Annotated in this window: 11 protein-coding genes; 1 reads left to right on the top strand and 10 read right to left on the bottom strand. The window is 59.5% G+C overall.

Annotated elements, in window-relative coordinates:
* Nucleotides 1-137: 137 nt before the first annotated feature.
* The 4 genes from T9A_RS07955 to T9A_RS07940 all read right to left on the bottom strand — a co-directional run bounded on the left by T9A_RS07955 (nt 138) and on the right by T9A_RS07940 (nt 4,662).
* Nucleotides 138-1,316: an alginate export family protein gene (locus T9A_RS07955; protein ID WP_035246900.1), complete on the bottom strand. Its 1,179-nt coding sequence runs from the start codon at nt 1,314-1,316 to the stop codon at nt 138-140.
* Nucleotides 1,317-1,443: 127 nt separating this feature from the next.
* Nucleotides 1,444-2,283, bottom strand: coding sequence for an ABC transporter ATP-binding protein (locus tag T9A_RS07950; RefSeq protein ID WP_035246749.1), 840 nt, complete (start codon nt 2,281-2,283; stop codon nt 1,444-1,446).
* A gap of 20 nt (nt 2,284-2,303) precedes the next feature.
* Nucleotides 2,304-3,305: an ABC transporter permease gene (locus tag T9A_RS07945; protein WP_035246747.1), complete on the bottom strand. Its 1,002-nt coding sequence runs from the start codon at nt 3,303-3,305 to the stop codon at nt 2,304-2,306.
* 28 nt (nt 3,306-3,333) lie between these two features.
* Complete coding sequence (locus tag T9A_RS07940) at nt 3,334-4,662, bottom strand: CmpA/NrtA family ABC transporter substrate-binding protein (protein ID WP_408605295.1); 1,329 nt, start codon at nt 4,660-4,662, stop codon at nt 3,334-3,336.
* 617 nt (nt 4,663-5,279) lie between these two features.
* Here T9A_RS07940 and T9A_RS07935 point away from each other — a divergent pair.
* On the top strand, nt 5,280-6,434 hold the full coding sequence (locus tag T9A_RS07935) for a YbfB/YjiJ family MFS transporter (protein WP_035246742.1): 1,155 nt from the start codon (nt 5,280-5,282) through the stop codon (nt 6,432-6,434).
* A 72-nt stretch (nt 6,435-6,506) separates the two neighbouring features.
* On the opposite strand, the gene T9A_RS07930 is transcribed toward T9A_RS07935, so the two are convergent.
* The 6 genes from T9A_RS07930 to oadA form a co-directional block, all read right to left on the bottom strand.
* Nucleotides 6,507-6,767 carry a hypothetical protein gene (locus T9A_RS07930; RefSeq protein WP_035246739.1) on the bottom strand — a complete coding sequence of 87 codons (261 nt, stop codon included), beginning with the start codon at nt 6,765-6,767 and terminating at the stop codon, nt 6,507-6,509.
* Nucleotides 6,768-6,829: 62 nt separating this feature from the next.
* A complete protein-coding gene (locus tag T9A_RS07925) occupies nt 6,830-7,366 on the bottom strand; it encodes a DUF6998 domain-containing protein (RefSeq protein WP_198030635.1) in 537 nt (178 codons plus the stop codon).
* A gap of 2 nt (nt 7,367-7,368) precedes the next feature.
* Entirely contained in the window at nt 7,369-7,842 is a 474-nt protein-coding gene (locus tag T9A_RS07920; protein ID WP_035246736.1) for a hypothetical protein, read from the bottom strand.
* A gap of 471 nt (nt 7,843-8,313) precedes the next feature.
* Nucleotides 8,314-9,312, bottom strand: a complete 999-nt coding sequence (locus T9A_RS07915; RefSeq protein ID WP_035246734.1) for a DUF5924 family protein — start codon at nt 9,310-9,312, stop codon at nt 8,314-8,316.
* 351 nt (nt 9,313-9,663) lie between these two features.
* On the bottom strand, nt 9,664-10,962 hold the full coding sequence (locus T9A_RS07910) for a sodium ion-translocating decarboxylase subunit beta (protein WP_035246732.1): 1,299 nt from the start codon (nt 10,960-10,962) through the stop codon (nt 9,664-9,666).
* The gene (gene oadA, locus T9A_RS07905; RefSeq protein ID WP_035246730.1) at nt 10,955-12,751 is read right to left on the bottom strand and encodes a sodium-extruding oxaloacetate decarboxylase subunit alpha; all 1,797 of its coding nucleotides are present in this window, start codon (nt 12,749-12,751) and stop codon (nt 10,955-10,957) included. Before oadA ends, T9A_RS07910 begins: the two co-directional genes overlap by 8 nt.
* Nucleotides 12,752-12,753 lie beyond the last annotated feature (2 nt).

Raw genomic sequence — 12,753 nt, 5'->3', positions numbered from 1 at the left:
ATTGGTTTGCAACGGTTGTGCCAGTCATGGGGTTATTAACTCACTGTTTTTCTTTGCGATTCCTTATTCACCACAACAGACCTCGCAAAGCGCACCATGACAGTGCACTCTGCGGCGCTAAAACGGCGCTGTATTGGTCAGAGCTTCAGTTCGGCCCAGGCCCACAGTTTCTGTGTATCGGCACCGAAATCATCGGCGCTGTAGTCGGCGTATTTCAGGCCCACCACGTAGTGCTTGCCGATGGGCCGTGCCACCAGCAGGTTGGTTTCCGTGCCGTAGTCACTGCTGCCTTCGTCGGCCTGGAAATCGTGATACACCGCTGCCAGCTTGAACCCCGCCAGCTTGGTACCGACACTGACAAAGCTGTCTTTCAGGCCGTCCGCCGGGGTCACCAGGAACTGGTCCGCCCAACCGTTGAAGGCATGTTTGGTGGCCAGCGGGGTCTGGAAAGCAATCTGGCCGTCATCAGAGCCCAGCACTTCCTGCGCTACCTTGACGGTGACCCCGGCCATTTCTGCGCCCACTTCGGCGAAGTAGTACTCGGTATCGCCGGCTTCCACCTCTTGCTGGGCGCCTTCCAGGGTGACAAGCAGCTTTACGGCATCCAGATCGAAGGCACCGGCATACCGCAGGCCGTAGGTGTCGTTATCGGAGTCGGGCACGTTATCGGTTTCCAGCAGGTAGCCATAAGCGGTGAGTGATCCCCCCGGCATTCCCGCCCAGCTGGCGTTAAACAGGGTATTGGACACGTTGGCATCGAACTTTGGCGTGAAGCCGTTTACCTGGGTGAGATAGGCGGCGGAAAGAGAAAAATCACCGGTCCCGTAATCCACCTTGGCGCCATCAAAGGTCTGCTCGTCCTGGCGCCAGCCCACGTTGCCGACGAAACGGGCGTTGTCGTAGATAATGCGCTGGCGACCATAGGTGGCCACCAGGCCGTCGAGGGCATCGCTACCGGTATAACGCACTGCGGCGCGGTTCAGCTCGGTGACTTCAGGATCGGCAATCACCGGGTAACCGGCCTGCTCCGGCGCATAGTTGTCCACCTGGCCGACAATGCGGGTGTCTTCAAACTCCCCCATCACATCAAAACCGTGCAGCGTGCCACTCTGGTAACCCAGCCGGGTGCGCAGGGTCAGTGCCTGGGCATCTTCCGCGGCACCGTCGCTATCCACTTCTTCATGGCGCAAGCGCAGGTTCAGCAGCGGCTTGCCTTCTTTCAACGCAGTGATAAACGCATCGTCTTCGGCGTGAGCCGTCCCCGAAAAGCCAAGCGTGGACAGGATAACGCCGGCAGCAATGGCAGAATATTTCATGGTCATTTCCTCGATGTAACGTCCCAAAATAAAAAACAGTGATGTGCTGAAATCAGGCACACCTTCCCCCTGCCCGCTTTTCCGTGTGCGAAAAAAGCAGGCGAATCAAATCAGTCATAAACGGTTATCAGGCCCGTTTTCGCACGGCGCCAGACTCAGCGTCAGTACGCTTGGGCAGAGGCTCCACCTTGCGCTGTTTCTCGTACAGGAATTGCAGCACCTGCTGACGACAACGGACGAAGGTGGGATCGTCGGCCAAGGCCAGGCGGTCCCGTGGACGCGGCACCTTCACATCCAGAATCTCGCCGATGGTGGCGGACGGCCCATTGGTCATCATCACAATGCGGTCTGACAGCAACACCGCCTCGTCCACATCGTGGGTAATCATGATCACCGTGGTGCCCAGCTGGGCATGGATCTCCATCAGCGAATCCTGCAGGTGGGCCCGGGTCAGGGCATCCAGCGCCCCGAAGGGTTCATCCATCAGCAACACCTGGGGTTGCATGGCCAGGGCCCGTGCAATACCCACGCGCTGCTTCATGCCACCGGAGATTTCATCTGGCTTCTTGTGCATGGCATGGGCCATGTGCACCAGCTCCAGGTTGTGTTCGACCCAGTCGCGAATTTCCGCCCGGCTCTTGGTCTTCTTGAAGACCTGCTTGACCGCAAGCTCCACGTTTTCAAACGACGTGAGCCAGGGCAGCAGCGAATGGTTCTGGAATACCACGGCCCGTTCCGGGCCCGGTTCGGTGACTTCCTGCTTGTCCAGAATCACCCCGCCGTCGGTGGCCTGCAGCAGGCCGGCGACGATATTGAGCACCGTGGATTTCCCGCAGCCTGAATGGCCGATCAGGGACACAAACTCACCATCGGCAATTTTCAGATTCACATCCTTCAGGGCTTCAAAGCTGCCCTTCGGGGTATCGAATTGCATGCCCACGTTGGACAGTTCCAGTAAGGCTTTCATCGTGATTCTCCTTTCAGCTGCTAGCGTTGTGCTGAAGCTTTGTCCCACACCAGCGCGCGCTGCAGCATCAGCATCAGGCGGTCCAGCAGGAAGCCGATCAAACCGATGACGATCACCGCCACCATGATCCGGCCCAGGGACTGGGAACTGCCGTTCTGGAATTCATCCCAGACGAATTTCCCCAGGCCCGGGTTCTGCGCCAGCATTTCTGCGGCGATCAACACCATCCAGGCGATCCCCAGGCTCAGGCGCAGGCCGGTGAACATCATCGGCAGCGCCGACGGCAGTACGATCTTGCGCACATGGCTGAGGGCATTAAGCCGCAGCACCCGGGAGACATTGGTGAGATCCTGGCTGACCGAGGTGACCCCCACCGCCGTATTCATCAACGTGGGCCACAGGCAGCACAGGGTTACCGTGAACATGGAAGTGAGAAAGGATTTGGACACCATCGGGTCGTCGCTCACATACACCGCGCTCACCACCATGGTGACCAGCGGCAACCAGGCCAGCGGCGACACCGGCTTGAACAGCTGCACCAGTGGGTTCACCGCTGCATGCACGGTGCTGCTCAGACCGATGACGATGCCCAGCGGAATGGCAATCATCGATGCCAGCAGAAAGCCACTCATGACCGTGATCAGGCTGGTACCGATCTGATCAAAGAAGGTCGGTGCACCGGTGTAATCCCGGGTGACCGGCTCCCAGTCCGGCTGCTGTTGCAGCCGGGCGGCAATGTATTTCTCCTGCCGCTCATGGAACGCCACCTCCCGCTCGCGGGACTGCTGGTGTTCGCTGACCAGATTGCCCGCCTGCTCCCAGACCTGGGCCGGGCCGGGAAACTGACCCAGCGAGGTATCAATACGCTGAGCCGCGAACTGCCACATGAGCAGGAACAAACCTATCCCGAGTATCGGCCACAGCAACTGGCGCATCAGCGCTTGCCACTGGTCACGGGACACCTTGCCCGTGGCCAGTGCGCGGTAGGGTTCCATCCAGGTCGGGAATGTCAGGGTCACCATGATTGTCTCCTTCCTCTCGCGTCCCCTGTTACAGGGTGTCGCCGTCTTTCAGGCCGATGGGGAACTTGCTCAGGTACTCGTTAGGCTTGCGACCGTCATAGGTGACGTTATCGATGAACTCGCTCTGCGGCGGCTTGAAACCGTCTTCGCTGGCGAAGTCCGGGAATTCATCGGCGCTGATCTTGCCTTCGGCAATCAGCGACTTGGCCGCCTGGGTGTAGATGTCCGGGCGATAGACTTTCTTGGCGATGTCCATGTACCAGCTATCCGGCTTGCTCTCGCTGATCTGCCCCCAGCGACGCATTTGCGTCAGGTACCAGATGGCATCGGAGTAGTAGGGGTAGGTAGCGTTGTGGCGGAAGAACACGTTGAAGTCCGGGATCTCGCGCTTGTCGCCTTTCTCGTACTCGAAGGTGCCGGTCATGGAGTTGGCGATCACGTCATAGTCGGCGCCCACATAGTTGGGCTGGGACAGGATCTTCACCGCTTCCGGGCGGTTGGCGTTGTTGTTCTCGTCCAGCCACTTGGCGGCACGGATCATCGCCTTGACCACACGGATATGGGTGTTGGGGTATTCCTCCGCCCAACCCTTGCTGACCCCGAACACTTTTTCCGGATTGTTTTTCCAGATTTCGTAATCGGTAATCACCGGCACACCGATGCCCTTGAACACGGCCTGCTGGTTCCAGGGCTCACCCACGCAGTAGCCATGAATAGTGCCGGCTTCCAGGGTGGCAGGCATTTGCGGGGGCGGTGTCACCGACAGCAGCACGTCCGCCTGCAACTGGCCGCTGGTATCGCCCTTGTGCGGCGCGTAATAACCCGGGTTCAGGCCACCGGCGGCGAGCCAGTAACGCAGCTCGTAGTTATGGGTGGACACCGGAAACACCATGCCCATCTTGAAAGACTTGCCGGCGTCCTTGTATTGCTCCACCACCGGCTTGAGGGTGTCGGCCTTGATGGGATGCACCGGTTTGCCATCCTTGCTGGGAATATGCTTTTTCATTTCTTCCCAGACGGAATTGGAAACGGTGATGCCGTTGCCGTTCAGGTCCATGCTGAAGGCGGTAATAATGTGGGCTTCGGTGCCATAGCCGATGGTCGCCCCCAGCGGCTGCCCCGCCAGCATATGAGCGCCATCCAGCTGACCGTCGATCACCCGGTCCAGCAGCACCTTCCAGTTGGCCTGGGCTTCCAGGGTCACGAACAGGCCTTCTTCCTCGAAGTAGCCTTTCTCATAGGCAATGGCCAGCGGCGCCATGTCCGTCAGCTTGATAAAGCCGAACTTGAGGTCGGCCTTTTCCGGCCAGCCCACAGCATCCTCCGCTACAGACGTTGCCGACAGGCCCAGCGTCATCGCAGCCAACACACCACAGAATATTTTCTTGAAACCTTTCATCATCCTTCCCTCTTCTGCCCGTTTTTTTCGGGCATAAAAAAAGCGCTCAAAGCGTCCCGCCACCATTGGCAGGAATCTTTGAGCGCCTTTGCTCGCATCGGAGTGCGGTCGCCGTTGACCACACAGATGGTTATCTCGCGCACAACGCGGTGGTTGTGCTTACCCTGTCATAAGGCAAATGCTGTGCCAGTTTTGAAAAGGCTGATTTTTCATGACGTTACCGATACCAGGTACAAGCCGGGCCGGCTTTGGCGCCCGCTTATTGCCCAGTCGGCACCGTTGTGAGTCAGCCCCGCCTCACCAAAATGCATCACGCTTTTGCTGCAACATCACTTTCGTGTCTCAACCCCCGGGTTTTGCCCCGCCATGGTGAAAAAACTACGCACTGCTTGGGAGCCTTTGCGACCAAAGCCGCATTTATCACTGTGATGAATGATGAACATCATTCGAAGAAGGAAGCCGAAGACGCCATGGCCTGTTAGGCTGCGCGCTGGATTACCGGAGAGACCCGCCACGTCGCCCTGTATTGGTTTTCCCGAGTGCGCCTTCCCATTTGATTGCCTGCGAGACACTGCGTGACGACCACCGAAAGAGATCACCTGCTTACCGCGATAGCCGGCGCTTTCAGTCTGGTGATTGCCCTGGGCATTGGCCGCTTCCTGTTCACCCCGGCCCTGCCCGACATGATTGCGGAAAGCACCCTCACCGCCATCAGCGGCGGCTACCTGGCGGCCATCAATTACGGGGGCTACCTGGCCGGCGCCATGCTCGCCATGGCGGTGCCCGCCCACCGGGCCCGCACCGCGTTCTGGCTGGCCCTGTGGGTGAGCGTGGTAACCAGCCTGCTCATGGGCCTGAGCACCACCTTCACCCCCTGGGCCATCAACCGCTTCCTCGCCGGAGTCGCCAGCGCCATCATCATGGTCAACGGTTCCGCCCTGGTGCTCGGCGCCATGCCCAATCATCTGCGGGCCCGGCTGGGCAATATTCACTATGCCGGCATCGGCCTGGGCATCAGCATCGCCGCCCTCACCGTGGCCTTTATTGAAACCCTGCACGGCAGCTACGCCACCATGTGGCTGGCCTGCGGCGCCCTGGCCCTGATCCTGCTGCCACTGCTGCGCCGCATCCCCGCCCTGCCCCACGCCAAACACAGCCAGCATGAACGGGCGCCGGTAAACCGCTCGGCGCTGGGCTTTCTGATCGCCAGCTACACCCTGGCCGGCTTCGGCTACATCACCAGCACCACCTACCTGCCGGTGATCGCCAAAGCGCAACTGCCCGGCCTGGACAGCGCCGCCTTCTATACCTGGCTGGCCGTGGGCCTGGCCGCCGTGCCCGCCAACCTGCTCTGGGGCAAACTCGCCAGCCACACCAGCGAACGCAACGCCCTGATGACCGCGCTGGTGGTTCAGGCCCTGGGCGTCAGCGCCCCCGCCTGGCTGCCCGGCCTCACCGGGCTGGTCATCAGCGGCCTGCTGGTGGGCGGCACCTTTACCGCCGTGGTCGCCCTGAGTATGTACTGCGGCCGCCAACTGGCCCCCCACGCCGCCAGCGCCGCCCTGGGCGCACTGACGGCCTGCTATGGCGTCGGGCAGATACTGGGGCCGGTGGTGACGGCGCGGTTGCTGGAAAGTAGCGGAAGTTTTGCGCCCGGGTTGCTGGGGGCGGCAGCGGCGTTGATTGGGGCGGCGGTGTTGTTGGTGCCGTTGGGGAAGGTGCGGTTTTAGGGTTTTGGTGTTGGGAGAAGGTGCTCGTTGAAGAGGGGGAACTACATTGTCGCGTGGACGGCCTTGTTAATTTTACACAACCCTAATTTCATACGGCGTACCCACAATCAGGCTTGCAACTACAAAGCTAAAAACTGCAATACCCAAGTAAACCGCCCTTCTCTTCAAGTTGCTCTTTGGCACCCTTTTTATCAATGGAATGAAGACCATGCATGAGACTACGATAGGAAGCATCCCGCCAATTACTCCGACAAGAGCGCTGTAGAAAAGGACACAGCCTGCTTTAAAGGCCAATGCAAAGAACTCTTTGTGGTCTATATTTCCTGCATCCATAAATTCAAAGCTAACCTCGCAAACAGGGGCGCCGTTTACAGTGCCCCTGTTGCTTTGCCTTGCTAAGCAACCCTCTCAATCCTCTGATCGTGTGGAATTGCCCCGTTTAGTTTCTTTAGCCGGTTTATGGAAATCTGGTACTGGCCATTTGAAGGGATCGGCTTGCCCTGAAATTGCTCCCAGATGACCCTTCCCGGGCCATTAAATATCTCGGTAAATGAACCATCAGGAGCTATGTGAATCACTATTGCATGCTCCGGCTCGCTGCGAAATGCAGCAGATTTAGATTGAGTTGCTTTGATCTCGACTTGCTTGCCGCAAGCAGAAAGAGCATCAAATCCCTTATTGGATGCGGTCATTAACTCTAGTCCGTAAGCATCTGCCACTAGGCACTCGCCAAGGCTACCAACCATATGGCCATCAGGAGTGAAGTGGCGGCCAGGGAACATTTCCTCCAAACTTGAAACCGTGGAGTAAAGCTCTTTTACCAATGCTTGGAATTTAGTGTGGTCCATTATTTCTCGTTTAGCGCCGCCAGCATGCGCGGCTTTGTAGTGGAGGCGAAGCCGCAACGAAAAAGGCGTCGCCGTGCCTGGCATTGTTATGCTCTTTCGTAGGGTTTGGTCACCTCTTCCTGGGCTACCTTTTGGAAAACAGATACTTTTTTCCTGGCAGACGCAACCATTCCGTCAACCAACGCTAGTTCCTGATTGTTTTTGTTCAGGAAAATGAATACCTGAACGTCAGAAACCATATTGAATGCTGCCACTCGTATGGGGTCACTGGAAATTATCTGGACCTCATTAAATGTACGGAGATAGTCGCGGTAGGACTCAGAGTCCGGAGCACAACTACTATAAAGATGCTGCTGAATCAGCTCTTGTGACTTGGCCAACAGGTCTACGTATTTTGTTTTCTTCTCTTCCTGCAGCCTATAAAAATTCGCCTTCGCTTCCTTTCGATCTTCATGTTGCTGGCTTTTTATCAGCGTAAGAAAGGCAGCTCCCCCTGAAATCAAAGCTCCAAGGCCGATTTTAACCGCTGTATCAATAACTTGTAACAACGTTAATTCCATCGCAGTATCTGATCCTTTAGAGAAACATAGCAGCGTATTAAGCCGAACGATTCGACATAATTCTTTTATGAATTTCGGGAGAAACTCGCAAGGCCGCCAGGTTCCTTACAGTAAGAAAGCACCTTCTCGTCTGACAAAACGCGAACACGCGACCTATTTCCTGACTTCCCCCGATATCACACCGTTCCGAAAACCACTCTATATCAACCGTTTAGCATTTTCTGTAAGCCATATCCTACAAAGATATGGCTGGTTCTGTTGAGCACGGCATATTCGGGATAACCGTTTGGAGGGGTGCGACCTAAGAGGGTCTGAATAAACCACGGAGTCTGGCTTGCGAAGACGCAGAGGGTTTCGGAAGCACGGCAGTGACGTCAGCCCCTTCGCCTTGCGAGCAAGGCTCCAACGAGGGCTGGGGGGTTGAGGCGTTGAAGGGCTTGGGGGTAAGGGGCCGCAGGGGAACCGCAGGACTCAGGGCGTGATGGTGAAGCGCATGACGCCGATGATCTGGCGGTCTTTGGTGCGCACTTCCACTCGCCAATGACCGGCGGCGGGTTGCGGGATATGGCTTTTGTGGGACCAGGTGCGGAAACCGGATTCGCGACCGCCGTAGACTGTCAGGGGAATCCGGTCCACTTGCTCGCCGTTGCGGAACCAGTAGTGGAAGACTTCCTGCCCCAGCCCAAGCGGTGCCTTGATGGCGGTGTAGGCGTAGAGCCCTGCCGCTACTTCGGCTTCATCGAATACCTTGCCGGTAACCAAGGGCTGGCGCTGTTCACGGTTGAATGACAGCGCCATGGCCCGCTCTTCCAGGGACAGAGTCAATGGCGGCACCAGCGGTGCCAGCCAGCGTGGGGCGAAGGCGATCACGCAGGACACTGCCAATAAACCCAGCCAGCGAAACCATTTTCGCGGCCCGCCGAAACGCCAGAAGCTGGGCAGCGCAAACAGGGCGGTAAGCCAGCCGGCCCAGGTGAGTGCGGCATCGGTGCTCCAGTGGAAGATCAGCGGCAGCAGCACCAGCAAGGCCACGAATAACGCCCAGGCGTGAAAGCCGAAGTACAGCGCCCGGTGCCGGGCCAGCCAGAAGTACAGCGGGTCGATGATGCTAACCAGGGCCGCGCTGATCACCAGGGTGGTGAAGAAGATGTATTCGGCGCCGCCGGACCATTGCAGCAGCACGAACGGCAGGCTGAAGAAGAAGGCTTCCTGGTGGACGGCCTGTAGAAGCAACTTCAACAGGCCCTGGGACATGCCCTCCATGGCGGTGCCGGCCAGGCGCCGTTGCCAGAGCCCTTCGGTGAGCAGGAGCAGCCAGCTCAGTACCAGAAAGCCGGTGAGCACTGCCGCCAGCCAGGGCTGGCGTTCCACCAAGAAGTAACTGGAAAGGCCCAGTGCAAAGCTGATCACCGCCCACAGATGGCGGATCTGGTAGAGCTTGTCGGTCAGGGTTTGAATGGCGGGTGGCAAGGGTGTCGCTCCGTGGGGGTTTGGCTGTTCGACGTACTATAGGCGTTGGGGTTCCCGGTGGCTGTAGATCAGCGGGCCGTTGGTCGCCTCTTGAGGTGCGAATTGCTCAGAAGGAAGCGGAAAAATCGGCTATGCCTGATCGCCCTCCGGTCGATTTCCTTGCTGCGCAAGGTTCGCACCTCCAGAGGTACTCCTACAGCGGCTTCGTAAGAAATGACGAGGCCCAAGGAACTTGCCAGACCTTTCCAATCCAATCGAGCGTAGCTCGTAGCTCGTAGCTCGTAGCTTGTAGCTCGTAGCTCGTAGCTCGTAGCTCGTAGCTCGTAGCGGCGCGGCCTGGGGCCGCGCGGGTTAGCCGGCGAAGTTGAGGAGGACGCCGGCGGCGACGGCGGAGCCGATGACGCCGGCCACGTTGGGGCCCATGGCGTGCATGAGCAGGAAGTTGTGGGGGTTGGCTTCCAGGCCCACCTTGTTGGCCACGCGGGCGGCCATGGGCACGGCGGACACGCCGGCGGCGCCGATGATGGGGTTCACCGGGTGGTGGCTGAGGCGGTTGAGCAGTTTGGCCATAAGCACGCCGGTGGCGGTGCCGATCATGAAGGCCACCAGGCCCAGCACCAGGATGCCCAGGGTTTCCATAACCAGGAACTGCTCCGCGCTGAGCTTCGCGCCCACTGCCAGGCCGAGCATGATGGTGACGATATTGATCAGCGCATTGCTGGTGGTGTCCACCAGACGGCTGACCACGCCGGATTCCTTCATCAGGTTACCCAGGCAGAACATGCCCAGCAGCGGCGCCGCATCGGGCAATACCAACGCCACCAGCACCAGTAGCAGGATGGGGAAGAGGATCTTCTCCGTCTGGCTCACCGGGCGCAGCTGCTCCATCTTGATGGTGCGTTCCTTGGCGGTGGTGAGGGCGCGAATGATCGGGGGCTGAATGATCGGCACCAGGGCCATGTAGGAATAGGCCGCCACGGCAATGGCGCCGAGCAGTTCCGGGGCCAGCTTGGTGGTCACGTAAATGGATGTGGGGCCGTCTGCGCCGCCGATGATGCCGATGGCCGCGGCATCCGCCAGGGAGAATTCCATGCCCAGGAAGTTCAGCGCCAGGGCCCCCAGCAGGGCCGCGAAGATGCCGAACTGGGCTGCGGCGCCCAGCAACAGGGTGCGCGGGTTGGCCAGCAGCGGGCCGAAGTCGGTCATGGCGCCCACGCCCATGAAGATCAGCAGCGGGAAGATGCCGGTCATCAGGCCCACGGTGTAGATCAGGTAGAGGATGCCATCGCCGTAGTTGGCTTTTTGCGCCAGGTGGTGGAGTTGGTCCTGCACTGCGGGCCCGGCGCCTTCAGCGGCTTTATAGAGCGCTTCTCGCCCGGCATCGGCATCCATGCCGAGCACCTGGGCCATGCTGGCGAGCAGATCCTGGCTGCCGAAGTGCATGGCCTGGCTGATGGCGGATTCCGCCAGCCCGGCCACGGGGATGTTGGCCAGCAGGCCGCCGAAGCCGATGGGCAATAATAATAGCGGCTCAAATTTCTTGTTGATGGCCAGCCACAGCAGGCCGAGGCAGACCAGCAGCATGATCAGCTGGCCACCGGACAGATGAAACAGGCCGGTGCTGTGCCAGAGCGTCTCCAGTTTATCCATGGGCCGGCTCCAGGCTGAGCAGGGTCTGGCCGACGGTGACGGCGTCGCCCTCTTTCACTGCCAGCTCGGTGACGATGCCCGCTTCCGGGCTGGACACGTCGGTTTCCATTTTCATGGCTTCCAGCACCATGATCTTCTGCCCTTCGGTAACCCGGTCGCCAGGTTTCACCAGCACCTTGAAGATGTTGCCGGCCAGGGGCGCGGGGATCGGGGTGCTCTGGGACGGGTTGTGCACCACCGGCGGGTTGGACTGGCCAGCCCCTGCGCTTTCGCCCAGGGCCTTGATGCCGGTCACGTCGCCACCGTCACTGACTTTGACGGTGTACTCCCGGCCATCCACATCCACGGTATAAACGCCGTCGCTGTTGCCGACCACAGGCAACGCCTTGCCGTCGGGGACCGGCTCGAACGCGGAGGGGTCGCCGCGATGCTCCAGGAACCGCAGGCCGATTTGCGTAAACAGCGCATAGGTGAGCACATCATCAATGCGGCGCTTGCCTTCCGCCAGCGTCAGGCCTTTTTCGCTAGCCAGGGTTTCCACTTCCCGGGTCAGGCTGTCCATTTCGTCGTCGATCAGGTCCGCCGGGCGGCAGGTGATGGGCTCGTCGCCGTCCAGGGCACGGGCCTGCAATTCGCTGTTGAAGGCCGCTGGCGCCGCGCCGTATTCACCGCGCAGTACGCCACGGGTTTCCTTGCTCAACGCCTTGTAGCGTTCGCCGGACAGCACATTGAGCACCGCCTGGGTGCCGACGATCTGGGAGGTGGGCGTGACCAGAGGAATAAAGCCCAGGTCTTCGCGCACGGCGGGAATTTCCTGCAGCACTTCGTCGAAGCGGTCGGTGGCGCCCTGCTCTTTCAGCTGGCTTTCCATATTGGTGAGCATGCCGCCGGGCACCTGGGCCACCAGGATGCGCGCATCCACACCGCGCAGGCTGCCTTCAAACTGGGCGTACTTCTTGCGCACTTCACGGAAGTAGCCGGCGATGCGATTGAGTTTTTTCAGATCCAGGCCGGTATCCCGGTCGGTGCCTTCCAGCATGGCCACCACGGACTCGGTGGGGCTGTGGCCGTAGGTCATGGACATGGACGAGATGGCGGTGTCCACATTATCAATGCCGGCCTCGGCGGCTTTCAGTGCGGTTGCCGTGGAAAGACCGGTGGTGGCGTGGCACTGCATGTGAACCGGAATAGACAGCGTCTGCTTGAGGCGGCTGACCAGCTCAAAGGCCACATTGGGGCGCAGCAGGCCGGCCATGTCCTTGATGGCCACGGAATGGGCGCCCATCTGTTCGATCACCTTGCCCTGCTCTACCCACATATCCAGGGTATGCACCGGGCTGACGGTGTAGGCGATGGTGCCCTGGGCGTGTTTGCCCTGTTTGATGACGGCGGCGATGGCACGCTCGATGTTGCGCATGTCGTTCATGGCATCGAACACCCGGAACACATCCACGCCACTTTCCGCAGCGCGTTCCACAAACGCATCCACCACATCGTCGGCGTAGTGCCGATAGCCGAGCAGGTTCTGGCCGCGCAGCAACATCTGCTGAGGCGTGTTGGGCATGGCCTTTTTCAGCTCGCGGATACGCTCCCAGGGGTCTTCGCCCAGATAACGGATGCAGGCATCAAAGGTGGCGCCGCCCCAGGATTCCAGGGACCAGAAACCGATGTCGTCCAGTTCTGCGGCAATGGGCAACATGTCGTCCAGACGCATGCGGGTAGCAAACAGGGACTGATGGGCGTCGCGCAGCACCACATCGGTGATGCCCAGAGGCTTGTGATCACTCATGG

The organism is Alcanivorax jadensis T9 (genome assembly GCF_000756655.1).
Lineage (GTDB): Bacteria > Pseudomonadota > Gammaproteobacteria > Pseudomonadales > Alcanivoracaceae > Alcanivorax > Alcanivorax jadensis.
This window is presented reverse-complemented; position numbering and strand designations above follow the sequence as displayed.